The sequence below is a fragment of the Nocardia sp. NPDC019219 genome (genome assembly GCF_040632645.1).
Taxonomy (GTDB): Bacteria; Actinomycetota; Actinomycetes; order Mycobacteriales; family Mycobacteriaceae; genus Nocardia; species Nocardia sputorum.
The window spans coordinates 304,207-321,340 of record NZ_JBEYCG010000004.1; the positions used below are offsets into that span (position 1 = coordinate 304,207).

16 protein-coding genes are annotated in these 17,134 nt (G+C 66.9%); 8 read left to right on the top strand and 8 right to left on the bottom strand.

The window, feature by feature from the left end; all coding sequences use genetic code 11:
- Positions 1-19: 19 nt before the first annotated feature.
- A complete protein-coding gene (nadE, locus tag ABZ552_RS10875; RefSeq protein ID WP_281917593.1) occupies positions 20-844 on the bottom strand; it encodes an ammonia-dependent NAD(+) synthetase in 825 nt (274 codons plus the stop codon).
- A gap of 22 nt (positions 845-866) precedes the next feature.
- Complete coding sequence (locus ABZ552_RS10880) at positions 867-1,472, bottom strand: TetR/AcrR family transcriptional regulator (protein WP_281919515.1); 606 nt, start codon at positions 1,470-1,472, stop codon at positions 867-869.
- Between the two features lie 143 nt (positions 1,473-1,615).
- Here ABZ552_RS10880 and ABZ552_RS10885 point away from each other — a divergent pair, with 143 nt between their 5' ends.
- From ABZ552_RS10885 to ABZ552_RS10905, 5 genes are all read left to right on the top strand, one after another.
- Complete coding sequence (locus ABZ552_RS10885) at positions 1,616-2,185, top strand: NAD(P)H-dependent oxidoreductase (RefSeq protein WP_357436581.1); 570 nt, start codon at positions 1,616-1,618, stop codon at positions 2,183-2,185.
- Positions 2,186-2,575: 390 nt separating this feature from the next.
- A complete protein-coding gene (gene nrdH, locus ABZ552_RS10890; protein ID WP_043729459.1) occupies positions 2,576-2,809 on the top strand; it encodes a glutaredoxin-like protein NrdH in 234 nt (77 codons plus the stop codon).
- Between the two features lie 53 nt (positions 2,810-2,862).
- Positions 2,863-3,324 carry a class Ib ribonucleoside-diphosphate reductase assembly flavoprotein NrdI gene (gene nrdI, locus ABZ552_RS10895; RefSeq protein WP_281878271.1) on the top strand — a complete coding sequence of 154 codons (462 nt, stop codon included), beginning with the start codon at positions 2,863-2,865 and terminating at the stop codon, positions 3,322-3,324.
- A gap of 62 nt (positions 3,325-3,386) precedes the next feature.
- Entirely contained in the window at positions 3,387-5,468 is a 2,082-nt protein-coding gene (gene nrdE / locus ABZ552_RS10900) for a class 1b ribonucleoside-diphosphate reductase subunit alpha (RefSeq protein WP_281919516.1), read from the top strand.
- A 168-nt stretch (positions 5,469-5,636) separates the two neighbouring features.
- Positions 5,637-6,461 carry an SAM-dependent methyltransferase gene (locus tag ABZ552_RS10905; protein WP_281878273.1) on the top strand — a complete coding sequence of 275 codons (825 nt, stop codon included), beginning with the start codon at positions 5,637-5,639 and terminating at the stop codon, positions 6,459-6,461.
- Positions 6,462-6,469: 8 nt separating this feature from the next.
- Here ABZ552_RS10905 and ABZ552_RS10910 read toward each other — a convergent pair whose 3' ends face one another.
- Entirely contained in the window at positions 6,470-7,462 is a 993-nt protein-coding gene (locus ABZ552_RS10910) for an LLM class F420-dependent oxidoreductase (RefSeq protein ID WP_281878274.1), read from the bottom strand.
- A gap of 142 nt (positions 7,463-7,604) precedes the next feature.
- The gene (locus tag ABZ552_RS10915; protein WP_357436584.1) at positions 7,605-7,835 is read right to left on the bottom strand and encodes a hypothetical protein; all 231 of its coding nucleotides are present in this window, start codon (positions 7,833-7,835) and stop codon (positions 7,605-7,607) included.
- Between the two features lie 266 nt (positions 7,836-8,101).
- On the opposite strand from ABZ552_RS10915, the gene ABZ552_RS10920 reads away from it, so the two are divergent.
- Positions 8,102-8,575 carry a hypothetical protein gene (locus ABZ552_RS10920; protein ID WP_281878276.1) on the top strand — a complete coding sequence of 158 codons (474 nt, stop codon included), beginning with the start codon at positions 8,102-8,104 and terminating at the stop codon, positions 8,573-8,575.
- A 436-nt stretch (positions 8,576-9,011) separates the two neighbouring features.
- Complete coding sequence (locus tag ABZ552_RS10925; RefSeq protein ID WP_281878277.1) at positions 9,012-10,814, top strand: serine/threonine-protein kinase PknD; 1,803 nt, start codon at positions 9,012-9,014, stop codon at positions 10,812-10,814.
- A 112-nt stretch (positions 10,815-10,926) separates the two neighbouring features.
- Here ABZ552_RS10925 and ABZ552_RS10930 read toward each other — a convergent pair whose 3' ends face one another.
- The 4 genes from ABZ552_RS10930 to ABZ552_RS10945 form a co-directional block, all read right to left on the bottom strand.
- Positions 10,927-11,874, bottom strand: coding sequence for a TauD/TfdA family dioxygenase (locus ABZ552_RS10930; RefSeq protein ID WP_281917596.1), 948 nt, complete (start codon positions 11,872-11,874; stop codon positions 10,927-10,929).
- Between the two features lie 153 nt (positions 11,875-12,027).
- Positions 12,028-12,918 carry an ABC transporter permease gene (locus ABZ552_RS10935; protein WP_281878280.1) on the bottom strand — a complete coding sequence of 297 codons (891 nt, stop codon included), beginning with the start codon at positions 12,916-12,918 and terminating at the stop codon, positions 12,028-12,030.
- Positions 12,911-13,768 (bottom strand): ABC transporter ATP-binding protein, encoded by an 858-nt coding sequence (locus tag ABZ552_RS10940; RefSeq protein WP_357436588.1) that lies wholly within the window; start codon positions 13,766-13,768, stop codon positions 12,911-12,913. The genes ABZ552_RS10935 and ABZ552_RS10940 overlap by 8 nt, the downstream gene beginning before the upstream one ends.
- Positions 13,765-14,847 carry an ABC transporter substrate-binding protein gene (locus ABZ552_RS10945; protein ID WP_281878283.1) on the bottom strand — a complete coding sequence of 361 codons (1,083 nt, stop codon included), beginning with the start codon at positions 14,845-14,847 and terminating at the stop codon, positions 13,765-13,767. Before ABZ552_RS10945 ends, ABZ552_RS10940 begins: the two co-directional genes overlap by 4 nt.
- Positions 14,848-15,728: 881 nt before the next feature.
- Here ABZ552_RS10945 and mgtE point away from each other — a divergent pair.
- Entirely contained in the window at positions 15,729-17,093 is a 1,365-nt protein-coding gene (gene mgtE / locus ABZ552_RS10950; RefSeq protein WP_357436590.1) for a magnesium transporter, read from the top strand.
- Positions 17,094-17,134 lie beyond the last annotated feature (41 nt).

Here is a 17,134-nt window from a genome sequence, read left to right on the forward strand (position 1 = left end):
CTCGCTCCGGTCGAGCCGCTCAGCGCCACCAGGTGTCCAGCGGCGTCACCGGGACGGTGCGCTTGTGGCGGGTGTTGTGGAAGATGCTTTCCAGCCGCTCGGCCACCTCGGGGGTGACCTCCTTGCCCTCCAAGTAGTCGTCGATCTCGCTGTAGCGCAGTCCGAGCGCCTCCTCGTCGGGCAGGGCGGGCCGGTCGTCTTCCAGATCGGCGGTGGGCACCTTCGACCAGATGCTGGCCGGCGCGCCGAGTTCCTGGAGCAGGGCGGCGCCTTGGCGCTTGGTGAGACCGGTGAGCGGGGTCAGGTCGACGCCGCCGTCGCCGTACTTGGTGAAGAATCCGGTGACCGCCTCGGCCGCGTGGTCGGTGCCGACCACGAGCAGGTTCTCCTGTCCGGCCAGCGCGTATTGAAGCACCATGCGCTCGCGCGCTTTGATGTTGCCGCGCACGAAATCTCGCAGCCGGTCCACCTGCAACGCCGACGCCGCCTCCGCCGCCGCGGCGTTCGCGCTGGGCCGGACGTTCACCACGACCTGCCGGTCGGGCCGGACGAACGTCAGCGCGGTGCGCGCGTCGGCCTCGTCGGCCTGCACGCCGTAGGGCAGCCGGACGGCGAGGAAGGTCGCGTCCACGTCCTCGTCCCGCAGTTCCTCGACCGCGAGCTGGCACAGCCGTCCGGCCAGCGCGCTGTCCTGCCCGCCGCTGATGCCGAGGACGTAACCTCGTGCGGGGGTGGCGTTCAGATAATCCTTGAGGAAATCGATCCTCCGGCGGATCTCCTTCTTCGGTTCGATCGTGGGCTGGACACCCAATTCACTGATGATCTGTTCGCGCAGGTTCCCCATGGCGCCCGAGTCTACTGGCGATTCAGGAGGCGACAATGCGCCGAACGACGTGCTCCCAGTTGTCGCCGATCTGCTCGCGGGTGTAGCCCAGCACCTGCATCTGGTGCATGACCAGCGCGGCGCCCAGCATCGCCAGGAGTGCGTCGGCGATGAGCCCGGCATCCCCGGGCGCGCCTGCCTGCCGCAGCAGCATCACGACGTGTGCGCGCAGCAATCCGTACGGCCCGCCCGAGTAACGGTCACCCGCTTCGCCGAGTTCGGCGGCGCGGTGCAATTCGCCTTCCACCTCGATGTCCAGCAGCCGGGCCCGCCCGAAGGCGACCAGCCGCTCCACCGGCGGTGCGCCGGGGCCGAGCGGCGGCGGCCCGAAGATGAATGACTCCTGGTACTTCTGCTCGGAATGGTCCAGCAGCGCGAGCATCAGGCCGGATCTGCTGCCGAATCGGCGGAACACCGTGCCCTTGCCGACCCCGGCGCGTTTGGCCAGCGCGTCCATGGTGAGGCTGTCCACGCCTTGCTCGCGCACCAGCTGCTGCGCCGCGTCCAGCAGCAGCCGCCGGTTGCGGGCCGCGTCGGCGCGCTCGGCGGGCTCGGACGTGCCGGGCAGCGGCGCGCCGACGTCGACCAGCCGGCGCGAGCCGTCGGCGGACGCGTCGGGTGTGGGGTAGTTCACAGCGCTCACGCCGACTCCGCGGGAAGTAATCGGACCATGGTCCGGTTAGTGTGTGGTGAACGTACGGACACCACCTCATCAGTACACCAGGAGTCGTCATGAGTCAGACCCGCATTCTCGCACTCGTCGGTAGCCTGCGCGCCGCCTCCGTCAACCGGCGACTGGCCGAGGCCGCGGTGCACACCGCGCCGGAGGGTGTCGAGGTCACCCTCTACGAGGGACTCGCCGACATTCCGTTCTACAACGAGGACATCGACGTGCCCGGCTCCGTGCCCGCGGCCGCCCAGGCGCTGCGCGACGCGGTCGCCGAGGCGGACGGCCTGCTGGTGGTGACGCCGGAGTACAACGGCACGCTGTCGGCGGTGCTGAAGAACGCGATCGACTGGGCCTCGCGTCCGTACGGCGCCGGGGCCATCAAAGCCAAGCCCACCGCCGTGGTGAGCGCGTCGATCAGCCCGAACGCGGCCCAGTGGGCGCACGGCGACGCGGTCAAGGCGCTCGGCGTCGCGGGAGCGAAGGTGGTCGAGTCCGCGCATCTGCACTTCGGCGTGATCGGCGAGCGGTTCGGCGCCACGCACCCGCGCGACGACGCCGAGGCGCTGACCCAGCTGGCCGCCACCGTGCGCGATCTGGTCGAGGCCACGCGCGGCGAACTCGCGTCGGTGTAAGCTCCATCTCCGGTCTCGGACGAGGGTCACCGCTCTGCATGCAGCGGTGGCCCTCTTCGTTTGCCCTGAGGTTTGCTGTAAGTATGCTGACACGCCGAAGAGTGATCTGCGCCACTGTTTTATCCTGAGGTGAATCGAGCGTACTGGTACTTCTCTCGATGGAATTTCACCAATGTGACTCGCTACATGTCGTGTTGTAGGAATCTGTCGGCCACTAGGTGTAGTGTCTTCGCTACTGGAAGACGGCGAGAGACCTCACTCGGTAGGAGTCGGCCACGCGTGGCTGATCAGGGGATTCGAGTCCGGCTCCAGGAGTTTGCGCAGCATACGTCGATCGTGCATTGCATACGGGTCAAGCTGTGGATCAGGCACAAGGAGAGAGGGATGTCAATGACCGTCACCGTGTACACCAAGCCCGCTTGCGTCCAGTGCAACGCCACCTACAAGGCTCTCGACAAGGCCGGGGTGGACTACGAGGTCATCGACATCTCGGAGAACGACGAGGCGCGTGACTTCGTCATGGCACTCGGATACTTGCAGGCGCCGGTCGTGGTGGCCGGGGACGATCACTGGTCGGGCTTCCGGCCCGACCGCATCAAGTCGCTCGCGACCGTGGCGGCCTGACGCTCCACCGCTTCCGGTTCGTCCGGGCTGCTCGCGAGAAGAGGAAGGCGACCATGTCGGAGACGGCGGCGCTGGTCTACTTCTCCAGCGCTTCGGAGAACACGCATCGCTTCGTCGAGAAGCTGGGCCTCCCGGCGACTCGCATACCACTGCACACCGCCGACTCACTGCGCGTCGACGCACCGTACGTGCTGATCGTCCCCACCTATGGGGGCGGTCGGCACGTGCTCGGGGGCGATCGTTCCGACAAGGATTTCGTGCCGCGGCAGGTCGCCAAGTTCCTCAACGATCCGCACAACCGCGCGTTGCTGCGCGGGGTCATCGCGGCGGGCAACACGAACTTCGGCGACACCTTCTGCTACGCGGGCGACCTCATCGCGCGCAAGTGCGGGGTGCCGTATCTGTATCGCTTCGAACTCATGGGAACCGCTGAGGACGTCGAACGCGTCCGAGAGGGATTGGGATTGTTTTGGCAACAGCAACGACAGCACCGGCCGGAAAGACAGCTCGCTTAGAGCAGCCCCCGGTCCGCGGCGCCGAAGCGGGCGAGGTCCTCGACTACCACGCCCTCAACGCGATGCTGAACCTGTACGGTCCGAACGGGGAGATCCAGTTCGACAAGGACCGTGAGGCCGCCCACCAGTACTTCTTGCAGCACGTCAATCAGAACACCGTCTTCTTCCACAATCTGGACGAGAAGCTGGACTACCTGATCGACGAGAACTACTACGAGGCGGAAGTCCTGGAGCAGTACAGCCGCGAGTTCATCAAGAAGCTGTTCCAGCAGGCCTACGCCAAGAAGTTCCGGTTCCCCACCTTCCTCGGCGCCTTCAAGTACTACACCTCGTACACGCTGAAGACCTTCGACGGCAAGCGCTACCTGGAGCGCTTCGAGGACCGGGTGTGCATGGTCGCGCTCACGCTCGCCGCCGGTGACGAAGCGCTGGCGGGCAAGCTGGTCGACGAGATCATCGACGGCCGTTTCCAGCCGGCCACCCCGACCTTCCTGAACTCGGGCAAGAAGCAGCGCGGCGAGCCGGTGTCATGTTTTCTCCTTCGCATCGAGGACAACATGGAGTCCATCGGCCGCTCGATCAACTCCGCGTTGCAGCTGTCCAAGCGCGGCGGCGGGGTCGCGTTGCTGCTGAGCAACATCCGTGAGCACGGCGCGCCGATCAAGAAGATCGAGAACCAGAGCTCGGGCGTCATCCCGATCATGAAGCTGCTCGAGGACTCGTTCTCCTACGCCAACCAGCTCGGCGCGCGGCAGGGCGCGGGCGCGGTCTACCTGCACGCGCATCATCCGGACATCTACCGGTTCCTGGACACCAAGCGGGAGAACGCGGACGAGAAGATCCGCATCAAGACGCTCTCGCTGGGCGTGGTCATCCCGGACATCACCTTCGAGCTGGCCAAGAAGAACGAGGACATGTACCTGTTCTCGCCCTACGACGTGGAGCGCATCTACGGCAAGCCGTTCGCCGACATCGACGTCACCGAGAAGTACTACGAGATGGTCGACGACAAGCGCATCCGCAAGTCGAAGATCAAGGCGCGCGAGTTCTTCCAGACCATCGCCGAGCTGCAGTTCGAGTCCGGGTATCCGTACATCATGTTCGAGGACACGGTGAACCGGGCCAACCCGATCGCGGGCAAGATCACCCACTCCAACCTGTGCTCGGAGATCCTGCAGGTCTCCACGCCGTCGGAGTTCAACGACGACCTGTCCTATGCCAAGGTGGGCAAGGACATCTCCTGCAACCTCGGATCGCTGAACATCGCCAAGACGATGGACTCGCCCGATTTCGCGCAGACCATCGAGGTGGCCATCCGGGCGCTGACCGCGGTGTCGGACCAGACCCACATCTACTCGGTGCCGTCCATCGAGCAGGGCAACAACTCCTCGCACGCCATCGGCCTCGGGCAGATGAACTTGCACGGTTACCTTGCGCGCGAACGGATCCACTACGGGTCCGAAGAGGGCATCGACTTCACGAACATCTACTTCTACACCGTGGTCTACCACGCCATCCGGGCGTCGAACCGGATCGCGATCGAGCGCGGCGCCTACTTCGGCGGCTTCCCCGAATCGAAGTACGCCAGCGGTGAGTACTTCGACAAGTACACCGAGCAGGTGTGGGAGCCGAAGACCGATCGCGTCCGGCAGCTGTTCGCCGACGCGGACGTGCACATCCCGACCCAGGACGACTGGCGTGAGCTGAAGGCATCGGTCATGGAGCACGGCATCTACAACCAGAACCTGCAGGCGGTCCCGCCGACCGGGTCGATCTCCTACATCAATCACTCCACCAGCTCCATCCACCCGGTGGCGTCGAAGATCGAGATCCGCAAGGAAGGCAAGATCGGGCGGGTCTACTACCCGGCGCCCTACATGACCAACGACAACCTCGAGTACTACGAGGACGCCTACGAGATCGGCTACGAGAAGATCATCGACACCTACGCCGCGGCCACGCAGCACGTGGACCAGGGACTGTCGCTGACGTTGTTCTTCAAGGACTCCGCCACCACGCGCGACCTCAACCGCGCCCAGATCTACGCCTGGCGCAAGGGCATCAAGACCCTCTACTACATCCGCCTGCGCCAGATGGCGCTGGAGGGAACCGAAGTCGAAGGTTGCGTCTCCTGCATGCTGTAGGTCCGTAGCGGACAGGGGCCTCCTATCCGGAGGCCCCTGTCGCATTCTCCGGTCACCGGGATCGCGCTCGGCCCAGCTCCGCCGCCTCGGTTCCCCACAATGTGCTGGGAGCCGACCGCGTCTGGAATAAGCTGGGGCAGAAGCGATCCGGTAGTGATGGGAACGACGATGACCGATCTCGGCGGCGACGGGCAGCCGCTCCGGCCGATTCACGACGCGAGCGTGCCGAGCAGTGCGCGGATATACGACTACGTCCTGGGCGGGAAAGACCACTATCAGGTGGATCGCGACGCGGCCGAGAAAGTCATCGCGGCGTTTCCGACCACCCGGGTCGCGGCTCGGCAGAACCGGCTTTTCATGCACCGCGCGGTGAACGCGCTCACCGCGCTGGGCGTGACACAGTTCCTCGACATCGGCACCGGCATCCCCACCGAGCCGAACCTGCACCAGGTAGCGCAGGCGCCGGCGCCCGAAGCGCGGGTGGTCTACGTGGACAACGACCCGATCGTGCTGTCCCACGCCCGCGCCTTGCTCACCGGCACGCCGGAGGGGCGCACCGCGTACGTCGACGCCGACCTGAAGGACCCCGAGGCGATCCTGTCGGCGCCCGAACTCCACGACACACTGGACCTGAAGCGTCCGGTAGCGCTGAGCCTGGTCGCCGTGCTGCACTTCCTGTCCGACGACCAGGACCCCTACGGCATCGTCGAGACCTTGCTGGATGCCCTCGCGCCGGGTTCGTTCCTCGTCGTCTCGCATATCACCGCCGACCTCGAACCGGAGATGATCACCGAGGCGCTGAACGTGTACCGGCAGAGCGGGGTCTACGCCCAGACCCGCACGCGAGACGAATTCGCCCGCTTCTTCAGCGGGTTGGATCTACTGGACCCAGGCATCGTCATCACCAACCAATGGCGTCCGCAGGGCGAGTCACCATCCTGGCTCGACGCGCAAGTGAACTGCTGGAGCGCCGTCGGGCGCAAGCTGGGTTGATCATGTGATCAACTCAAGGCCGGGAGCACTTCGCGTTCGAAGAGTTCGATGCCCGAGGTGTCGTAGGCGGACTCGGGGAAGTTGAAGATGGCGTAGCCGAGGCCGAGATCGGCGACTCGGCGCAGGTTCGCCACGATCTGCTCCGGGGTGCCGGTGGCGGCGCCGCTGTTGTACAGCTGGGCGAAGTAGGATTCGGTCGCGTCGGTGCCGATGACGGGCGTCAGGCGGGCCTTCAACGCCGCGAGACGATCGTCGACTTCGGCCTGGGTCGAGCCGATGACGACGTTGAAGTTGGCACTGCGGATGATCGCGTCGAAGTCGGTGCCGACGTCGGCGCAGTGCGCGCGCAGCACCTCGGACTTGTGGGTGAACTCCTCGGGATTGCCGCTGAAGTTGGTGTATTGCGCGTACTTCGCGGCGATGCGCAGCGTCTTCTTCTCGCCGCCGCCTGCGATCCACAGCGGGATACCATTCTCCTGCAGCGGAAGTGGACGCACGATCGCGCCGTCGAGCTGGTAGTACTTGCCGTCGAGGGTGGCCGAACCACTGGTCCACGCCTGCCGGAAGATCTGCACACCCTCGTCGAGGCGGCCGAGCCGTTCGCCCGCGGATGGGAAGCCGTAGCCGTAGGCGCGCCACTCGTGTTCGTACCAGCCACCGCCGATGCCCATCTCGACGCGTCCGCCGGAGATCAGGTCGACCGTCGCGGCCACCTTCGCGAGGTAGGCCGGGTTGCGGTAGCTGATCGCGGTACACATCTGACCGAGGCGGATGCGCGAGGTGGTCGCGGCGAACGCCGACATCAGCGTCCACGCTTCGTGCGTCGCCTCCTCGGTGGGGACCGGGACGGTGTGGAAGTGGTCGTACACCCACAGCGATTCCCACGCCGGGTTCGCGTCGGCGCGCTGGGCGAGGTCTCGCATCACCCCCCATTGGTCCGCCGGGTCGATGCCCACCAGATCGAGCCGCCAGCCCTGCGGGATGAAGATGCCGAAGCGCACGAATATCTCCTTCGTGTGTACCCGAACCGCCACGGCGAACGCCGCGGCTTCGTACCTCACTGTTACCAGTCCACTGCGGTCTGGCAACCGTTCGGCGCTCGGCGCACCGAATTCCGGCCGTGTGCGGCGGAACCCATCGGCGCTACCACCAGATAGTTGCGAGCCAGGTCGCCACCAGGGTGAGAAGGAGCAGCAGGAGATCCAACCCGATCACATCGCGTTCGCCCCGGCTCCGATGCAGCGCGAGCCCGCCCACCTGGATCAGTGCGAGCCCGGCGGCGGCCGCGACCACCGCGATGCCGGTGGGTGGCGGCAGGACGAGTCCGATCGTCCGGCACACCGACGAGGCGCACGAATCCCAGCGACACCGCACCGATCCAGCCCATCGGCCGCAGCCGGTCTGCCGACCGCACCACCTTGATCCCGCACGCGGTCGCTCGCCGCCCATCGCACGGCGCACGACAAGCGGCAATGCTGAGAACGCGCATGGTTTTCGGTGTTTTTCCGGAAATGCTGCGCGTTGATGAAATCCGCTGGCGGCACAGGGGCTGAAAGTCGCACGCTGGAAATCGTATGAACGAAGAAAGAAGACATCCGCATAATCGAAGGCAGCCTCGACTCGGCATCGATTTCGGCCGAGTGATCCAAGGGGCCGCTCTGGCCCCCGGCGACGAGGACACGGTGTTCCTCTCCGGCGGGCTCGAGGAGGCGCTGCGCACGCCGCCCAGCGCGGGCGCTTTCGACGTATTGCCGCGCCTGGTCCGGCGCTTCGAGGGCCGGGCGTGGATCATCTCGAAGTGCGGTCCCCGGATCGAGGAGCGCACTCGCCAGTGGCTCGACCACCACGACTTCTACGACCGGACCGGGATCGCACGCGACAATGTGCGCTTCTGCCGTGCGCGGGCGGACAAGGCGGTGCACTGCGCCGAACTCGGCATCACGCACATGATCGATGACCGCCTCGACGTGCACCGCGTCCTGCGTGATCTGGTGTCGCACCGGCTCCTGTTCGGCGCGCAATCCGAGCCGATTCCCGACTGGGTGCGCCACGTCCCGAGCTGGAATGACGTGGAGCGCGCCGTGCTGGAGACTATGCCGCCGGTGCGCTCGTAGTCCGGCATGAGGCAGGGCACCCGCCGCCGGCTCGGTCCTCGGCGGCACCCTGCGCATCGAAGGTGCTACCGGCCCACGCAGATCGGTGCAATCGATTCGATGTCGGACGGGCCCTCAGGGCAGATGGCCCGGCCTCCGAGGGTTGCTGGACGGCCGGTTTTCCGGGGTTGGCCGTAGACGTAGAGGTACACTGAATTCACACAGGTTGCTGGTGGTTTTCTGGGGCGCGATTCGCGTACTCGCGCCGGTGACACGGCAGTGCCCGGCCGCTTATCTGCCGGCATGAGCATGGTTGGGAAATCCGCACGCCACAGCAGCGCCGACGCTCGATTGTCCGGTCCCGGATATCTCACGAGTGTGCGGCTACCGCTCGGGCGCGGATCGGAATGCAAGCGAGTACACCGTTTGCCAGTCGGGGTGGTCACGGGACGGCGCAATGGATGAGACGGTAGCAGGAGACGGAGACGCCACTCAGAGGTCCGCGGAGGCGTTCGGACGTTATCGGCTGCTGTCGCTGCTGGGGCAGGGCGGCATGGGCCAAGTGTGGCGGGCGCATGATTCGCTGACCAACCGGGTGGTGGCGCTCAAAGTGTTGCCCGAGCGCTTCGCCGATGACGAGCAACTGCGTGAGCGGTTCCGCCGGGAGTGCCGGGCGGTGGCGCAGCTGACCGAGCCCCATGTGATCCCCATCCACGACTTCGGCGACATCGATGGTCGGCTCTATCTGAATATGCGCTTGATCGAGGGCACCGACCTGCGCACGGTGATCACGCGAGAAGGGGCCTTGTCGCCCCGGCGGGCGGTGGCGATCGTCGCCCAGGTGGCCGGTGCGCTGCAAGCGGCCCACGACGCCGGGCTGGTCCACCGCGACGTCAAACCCTCGAACATCCTGCTGGGGGCCGACGAGTTCGCCTCCCTGATCGACTTCGGGATCGCCCACGCCGCAGACGACCGTACGCTGACCGCGACCGGCGAGACCATCGGCACCGTCGCCTACATGGCGCCGGAGGAGATCGGCGCGGAGGTCAAGGCCGATGCCCGAGTGGACGTGTACGCGTTGACGTGCGTGCTGTACGAATGCCTGACCGGTCGGCCGCCGTTCGCGAGTGAATTCGGGATGCAGGGTGTGATCGCCCATCATCTGCACACCCCGCCGCCGCGTCCCAGCACCACTACACCCGATGTACCGACCGAGTTGGACGCGGTGATCGCCAAGGGAATGGCCAAGAACCCCGACGATCGTTATCAGACCGTGCGCGAGCTGGCCGTGGCGGCCTGCGCCGCGGTGGGCGATTCCCCGGTCGGCACCACCGGGGGCGTCGCTGCGCGCCCTGGTCGGCGAATCAAATCGTCGCGCAAGACGGCCATGCTGCTCGCCGCCGCGGTCGCGGCGGCGGTGGTGGCCGTTGTAGCTGTCGTCCTCGGTGTCCAACGGGAATCAGGCGGCGGTGGCACTTCGCCCACAGCTATCGCCCCGGGCTATTCGTCACAGACTTCGCTGCCGTTCACCGGCGTCAGCCTGCCCACCGGTGTGGCGGTCGACGCCGCGGGCAACGTCTATGTCACCGACATGGGCAGCGATCGGGTGCTGAAATCTGCGGCGGGCGCGGCGGCGGCGACCCCGCTGCCGTTCACCGGCTTGAAGAATCCCCAGGACGTGGCGGTCGACGCCGCGGGCAACGTCTACGTCAGCGACACGAGCAATGATCGGGTGCTGAAGTTGGCGGTGGGCGCGGCGGCGGCGACCCCGCTGCCGTTCACCGGCCTGAAGGACCCCCACGGCGTGGCGGTCGGCAATACGGGAGACGTATACGTCGCCGATCGGGGCAATGATCGGGTGCTGAAGTTGGCGGCGGGCGCGGCGACGCCGACGACGCTGCCGCTGACGGGGCTCCAAGGTCCCGACGGTGTGGCGGTCGACCCGGCGGGCAACGTCTACGTCACCGAATTGGGTACCGAGCAGGTGCGGTTGTTGGCGGCGGGCGCGTCGGCGCCGACCATGTTGCCGTTCACCGGCCTCAAGGATCCACAGGGCTTGGCGGTCGACACGTCGGGAGATGTGTACGTCGTCGACTGGGGTAACAAATGGGTCGTGATGTTGGCGGCGGGCGCGTCGACGCCGACCCCGCTGCCGTTCACCGGCCTCAAGAATCCCCAGGGGCTGGCGGTCGATCCGGCGGGCAACGTCTACATCACCGATCTGGGCCCCGATCCGGTGGTGAAACTCTCCGTCGGCTGATACTTCCGTTGCCGTACCAGGCGGTTGTCGTCTCGGCGAATCGGCGCGGTGGCGACGACGCGAAATCGGCCGGGCGCCGGCGAAGCGCCCGGCCGATTCCGCCTGTCGGTTCCTACGCGCCGGTGAACTTCGCTCCGGCAATGGACTTCGACGGCTCACCGTCGACGCCGACCGGGATGTCGCCCTCGAGGGTGGTGCGGTACAACACGCGGGTGACGTCGAGATGGTCCAGATCGCTCGGCGCGAGATGCGCGGTGGCGCGGTTGTCCCAGAACGCGAGACTGCCCTTCGTCCAGCGGAACCGGACCGTGTAGGCCGGGTTGGTCACCTCGTCGAACAGCAACCGCAGCACCGCGTCGCTCTGGGGCGGGGTGAGCCCGACGATCCGGGTGGTGAACCCGGGGTTCACGAACAGCGCCCGCTCGCCGGTCACCGGGTGCACCCGGACCACCGGATGCTCGGTGACCAGCGGCGCGGTCGCGACCTTCTTCGCGTAGTCGCTGTCGGAGTCCCAGATCGGACGGTTGCCGCCGAAGCGGTGTTCGGCGCGCAGCCCTTCGGCGAATCGTTTGAGCGACTCGGGCAGGTTCTCGTAGGCGGCGACGAGGTTCGTCCAGCCGGTGTCGCCGCCGCGCTCCGGGGCGATCTCGGCGCGCAGGATCGAGGCCGCGGGTGGGTTGATCAGCGCGGAGACATCGGTGTGCCACTGGTTGGTGTAGCTGTGCTTGCGCACCCCGAAGCGCTTCTCGTAGAGCCGGCTGTCGACCGCGAGGATCTCCGGGTATTCCGTGGGCGCGTCGTCGTCATAGGGGTGCGACGGCGTGACCGCGCCGAAGCGGCGGGAGAAGGCGATTTGCTGGGCGTGATCGATGTGCTGGTCGCGGAAGAACAGCACCTTGTAGGTGTGCAGCGCGTCGGTGATGGCCGCGACCTGCTGGTCGGTCAGCGGCTCACGGAGATCGACGCCGGAGATCTCGGCGCCGATGTGGCCGGCGACGGGGGCGACGTGCAGCGCGTCGGCGGTAGCGGTCGAGACGGGGGTTTCGTGGACAGCGGTCATCGGAAGAACTCATTTCGAACTAGAGGATCGGGCCGGCGCCAACCGGAAATGCGGGGATGCGGTACTGCGACAAGCGCTGCCGCACACCCGCATGAAGTCGACGGCACGCCGTTTGGTCAACGCCTGATCAACCGTGCGCGGGGCAGCCATGGTTCAGGAGTTCGCCGGGGCGCGCCACCGCGACAGGCGGCGTTCGAGGGTGACCAGCAGGCCGTTGAAGGCGAGACCGAGCAGCGAGATGGCGAGGATGCCCGCGTACATGTTGGGGATCGCGAAGTTCTGCTGCGCGGCGGTGATCAGATAGCCGAGGCCGGCCCTGGCCCCGAACATCTCGGCGGCCAGCAGGACCAGGATCGAACTTGCGGCGGCCATCCGCAGACCGGTGAAGACGGACGGCAGCGCCGCGGGCAGGATCACCTTCTGGAACAGGCGCAACGGCGAGAAGCCGAGGGACGCGGCCGATTTGACCAGCAGGGGATCGACGGTGCGCACGCCGGTGATGGTGTTGAGCAGGATCGGGAAGAAGCTCGCGTAGACGACGATGGCGACCTTCGAGGTCTCGCCGATGCCCAGGATGAGCAAGAAGACCGGCAGCAACGCCAGAGCCGCGGTGTTGCGGAACAGCTCGAGGATCGGGTTCAGGAAGTCCGCCACCGGCTGGTACCAGGCGATCGCGATGCCCACCGGAATTCCGGCGACCAACGCCAGCGAATACCCGGCCAGCGAACGGTTCAGGCTCGCGGACAGGTGCGTCCACATCTCCCCGCTCGCCACCAAGTCGGCGAACGCCTGGGCGACCACCGAGAACGGCGGCAGGAACACCTCGTCCACCAGCCCGAGCGTGGGGGCGAGCTGCCACAGCAGCAGGAACAGGGCGATCACGACCGTCGGCTTGAACACCCGCCAGGCGAACCGGCTCACCACCCGCAGGATTCGCGGCACGGCGGAGGGCGCCGCCTCGGCCCGCCGCAACGGGGCCGGTCGGGTGGGCGCGGCCGCGGTTTCCCGCACCGGCCGCTCGCTGAGCTGTATGGCGCTAGACATGGGCGGTCCTCTCGGTGGTGGATTCGGCATCGGCCGCGTGGTCGGACAACGACTCCAGCTCCAGGCTCGCGGCCCGCTGGACCTCGCTGTGCAGCAGCGTCCAGATCTCGTGGCGGTAGTCCCGGAACCGCTGGGAGGAGCGGACGTCGTCGTCGGTGTCCCGGTCGATCTCGACGTCGACGATGGCCTTGATCCGGCCGGGCCGGGAGGTCAGCACGGCCACCCGCTGGCCGAGGTACACCGCCTCGTCGATGCCGTGGGTGATGAACAACACCGTCTTGCCGGTGGCCCGCCAGATGCGCAACAGTTCGTCCTGCAGGGACTCCCTGGTCTGCGCGTCGAGCGCGGCGAACGGCTCGTCCATCAGCAGCACCTCGGGATCGAACGCGAGGCTGCGCGCGATGGCGACGCGTTGCTTCATGCCGCCGGACAGCTCGTGCGGATAGCGGTCGCCGAAACCGCAGAGCCCGACCAGTTCCAGGTAGTGCTCGGCGAGTTCCCGGCGCGCCTTGCGGCGCAAACCCTTGGCCTCCAAGCCGAATTCGATGTTGGACCGGGCCGTCCGCCAAGGCAACAGCGCGTACTGCTGGAAGACGATGCCGCGATCCAGACCGGGGCCGGTGATCGGCTTGCCGTCCAGCAGGATCTCACCCGAGGTGGGCTTGCTCAGCCCGCCGAGCAAGTCCAGCAGCGTGGATTTCCCCGACCCGCTGGGGCCGACCAGCACCAGGAACTCGCCCTCGCGCAGCTCCAGCGAGATGTCCTCCAGCGCAGTGAATCGCTCGTGTGACCCGCGCACCGAGAACTGCTTGCGCACTCCGGTCAGCGCTAGTTTGGTCGCCGTGGTCATTTCGCGGCCACCACCTCTCCGGTCGGTCCCGCCTCCGGCTTGTATCTGCCGTTGGCATAGGGGTTGAACTTGTTGGTGAACAGATCCGCGGCCTTCAATTTGCCGTTCGGCAGTTCGCCGTTGCGCACCAGCCAGTCGATCCAGATCTGCAATTCCTTTTCCGCGACCACGCCGCCGGGCACCGGGATCCCGGAGCTCAGCCAGTACGGCACCAAACCGGTGTTCTCATTGCGGCCACGCTTGCCGATGATCTGCGTGAATCGCTCGCGCACCTGCTCGCGGGGCGTCACCTGAAGCCAGCGGATCGCGCGCGCGGTGCCCTGCACGAAGTCCTCGACGGCTTCGGGATTCTTGGCGATGTAGTCGTTGCGGAAGACGTAGGTGCCGTAGTCGAACGTGCCGAAGATGGCCTTGTCGGTGTAGAGCGGGTGGATGCCGCCGCGCCGGAGCGCGGTGTCCCGGAAGACGCTGCCCAGCGCGCCGACGTCGACCTGCCCCTTGCGCAGCGCGTCCTCGGTGTTGGCCGGCGGCACGACGACCAGTTGCACCTGCTTGATCTCGTCGTCGGTCAGGCCTTGCTGATGCAGCCACTCCCTGGTGATGAATTCGTGGTGCGCGCCGAGGGTGTTGACCGCGACCTTCTTGCCGATGAGATCGCGCGCCGAGGTGATGCCGGAGTCGTCACGGACGTAGTAGCCGGTGAACGACTCCTCGTCCGCGCCATAGGAACTGAGCACCGAGGTGACTTTCGCCCCGCCCGCGATCAGTTTGACCACCGCGCCGTTGAACGCGCTGCCGAACTCGACCTGGTTGGTCGCCGCCGCCTGGATATTGGCGGGGCCGCTGGTGGTGTCGCCTTCCCAGTGCAGGCTGATCTTCGTGAAATAGCCCAGGTCGTCGGCCAATTCGACAGGATTCACCTGCCCGGTGGCGCCTTGATAGCGCAGCACGGTCTTGCCGTCGGCGGTCTTGGCGGGCGCGGACTCGCCGCAGCCGGTGAGCACGGACAGGCCGGTGAGCACCGCGACGGCGGCGGAGAGAGCGCGGGCGACGCGCCGGGAGGATGGAGGGAAAGGCATGGTTGTTCTTTCGAAGACGAGAAGACGCCGTGCATTTCGATGCCCGGCATCCGGCGATACCACAGCGGGAGCGATGCGGCGGTGGACGACCGCGCGGAGTGTGGTCGCCAGACCACGGCCGCGCTGCTTCAGCGGCAACAGATCCCGTGGGGAACGCGCATGAAGTCGACCGCGCGACGGCGGATCAATGCTGTTGCAGTCGACACTTCGAAACTTTCGTGAGCTGTGCTGGTGCGGCCGGCGCCGGTGACCTTCAGCGCCTGCCTGGCAAACACTGTCCCGGTTCCCAGACCTGGGAGCAACAGTTCGACGCCGACTGCGTATAAACCTGTATTCCGGCGGTTTATGACCATCCGGCCTGGCAGTGCGATAAATCGGCTCGATGACGGTCACACGGCATGATCGTTCGCACAGTCGCGCGTCCCCGCGACGACATCGTGCGGCGCTCCTCGCCGATCCAGGTCGGGCCTGGTTATCGCACTGTGGTGCTAGCGGCCGGATTCGATTCGCCTGCCGTCCCGGTCCTCGCCGCGCAGGGGAGGATGCCGACATTCCGGAACACCGGCGCGAGTTTTCCGGTGCTGAGAAGCGGCTTCGGTCACAGCGAGCCCTCGTGAGGTGATCATTCTCTCCGGAGCGATGTAAGCTGCACGAGGACGTTTTCGTGTCCGTGCGATGTTGAGCCGAATGGTGCGGATTCCCGAGATCCGCGGCGACGACGAGAGGGAGGTGGGGTAGCGATGCGCAGCGAACCTCCCAGTCGAAGGCCGCGCGGCGCCGCCCCTTCGCATTCCTGAGTCAGGTCGCGACGGCAGGGGGCGGCGCCCGCGGTGTGAATTCTCGAGCTCTCCGTTCACTCACGCATGTGCTGAGGTCCTCCCATGTCGCAGACCGACATCATCGAAGTACGTCCGACGCTGTCCGAATCCCTGCAGGACATCGTCGAAACCCGTCGCGTGGACGCCGCGCTGGACTGGCTCGGCAACCACCCGCCGCACGTCATCGCCGACCAGCTCGCCCGCATGGACGCGGTGCGGGCCGGGATGGCGTTCCGCCTGCTCGACAAAGATCTGGCGCTGGCCGTCTTCGAGGAACTCGAGCCGGTGGACCAGCAGCAGATCCTGCAAGGGCTGCGCGATCAGAGCTTCCGCGACCTGGTCGAGGGCATGGCGCCCGACGACCGCGCCCGCATGCTGCGCGAAGCCCCCGCGAAGGTCGCCAAGAAGGCGCTGGCGGGCCTGAGTCCGCGTGAGCGGCGGATGACCGCGAGCCTGCTCGGTTATCCGGAGGGCTCCGCCGGTCAGTTCATGACGCCGGAGGTGGTGGCGCTGCCCCGCGACCTGACTGTGGCCGAAGCGCTCGGCATGGTGCGGGCCAAGGGCGGCAACGCCGAGACGGTGTACACGCTGCCGGTGGTGGACGCGGGCAGGCGGCTGACCGGCATCGTCGAACTGCGCGAACTGGTGCTCAGCAAGCCCGAGACGATGGTGTCGGAGCTGGTCGTCACCGAGCCCGCCTTCGCGCGTGCCACCGATTCCGCCGAGAAGGCCGCCCGCTTGATGCGCGAGACCAACGACATCAACCTGCCGGTGGTGGACAGCGAGGACCGGCTGGTCGGACTGCTCACCATCGACGACGCGGTCGAGGTGATCGAGGCGGCCGACAGCGAGGACGTCGCGCTCCAGGCGGGATCGGCGCCCTGGGAGGGCCACTACATGGCCGCCGGGGTGTTCCAGCTGGCCCGCTATCGGGCGCTGTGGCTGCTGCTGTTGCTGTTCGCGGCGACGCTGACGGTGAGCGTGACCGACTTCTTCGAAGGCACCCTGCAGCAGGCCGCGCACCTGGCGCTGTTCATCCCGCTGCTGATCGGCGCGGGCGGCAACGCGGGCGCGCAGGCCGCCACCGCCTGCGTGCGCGCGGTGGCGGTCGGCGAGGTGCGGGCTTCGGACCTGTTGCGGGTGATCTGGCGGGAATGCCGGGTGGGGCTGGTGCTGGGCTCGCTGCTGGCGTCCGTGGGCCTGGCGATCGGCGCCCTGTTCGTCGGCCCGCGCATCGCCCTGGTCGTGGGCATCACCCTGGTGCTGATCTGCGGCTGGGCCGCCACCATCGGGGGCACCATGCCCCTGCTGGCCAAGAAACTGCGCATCGACCCCGCCGTCGTCTCCGCCCCGATGGTCACCACCCTGGTCGACGCCACCGGGCTGATCATCTATTTCACGACGGCGAAGCTGGTCCTCGGTATCTGAGGGCGTCCTCGATGCCCGCGGCCCGCCGATCGAGCGAAGTG

Coding starts and splice junctions, on each gene's coding strand:
- nadE (WP_281917593.1), bottom strand. CDS start 844: ATGGGGAACCTGCGCGAACAGATCATCAGTGAATTGGGTGTCCAGCCC.
- ABZ552_RS10885 (WP_357436581.1), top strand. CDS start 1,616: ATGAGTCAGACCCGCATTCTCGCACTCGTCGGTAGCCTGCGCGCCGCC.
- nrdH (WP_043729459.1), top strand. CDS start 2,576: ATGACCGTCACCGTGTACACCAAGCCCGCTTGCGTCCAGTGCAACGCC.
- nrdI (WP_281878271.1), top strand. CDS start 2,863: ATGTCGGAGACGGCGGCGCTGGTCTACTTCTCCAGCGCTTCGGAGAAC.
- nrdE (WP_281919516.1), top strand. CDS start 3,387: ATGCTGAACCTGTACGGTCCGAACGGGGAGATCCAGTTCGACAAGGAC.
- ABZ552_RS10905 (WP_281878273.1), top strand. CDS start 5,637: ATGACCGATCTCGGCGGCGACGGGCAGCCGCTCCGGCCGATTCACGAC.
- ABZ552_RS10925 (WP_281878277.1), top strand. CDS start 9,012: ATGGATGAGACGGTAGCAGGAGACGGAGACGCCACTCAGAGGTCCGCG.
- ABZ552_RS10930 (WP_281917596.1), bottom strand. CDS start 11,874: ATGACCGCTGTCCACGAAACCCCCGTCTCGACCGCTACCGCCGACGCG.
- ABZ552_RS10935 (WP_281878280.1), bottom strand. CDS start 12,918: ATGTCTAGCGCCATACAGCTCAGCGAGCGGCCGGTGCGGGAAACCGCG.
- ABZ552_RS10940 (WP_357436588.1), bottom strand. CDS start 13,768: ATGACCACGGCGACCAAACTAGCGCTGACCGGAGTGCGCAAGCAGTTC.
- ABZ552_RS10945 (WP_281878283.1), bottom strand. CDS start 14,847: ATGCCTTTCCCTCCATCCTCCCGGCGCGTCGCCCGCGCTCTCTCCGCC.
- mgtE (WP_357436590.1), top strand. CDS start 15,729: ATGTCGCAGACCGACATCATCGAAGTACGTCCGACGCTGTCCGAATCC.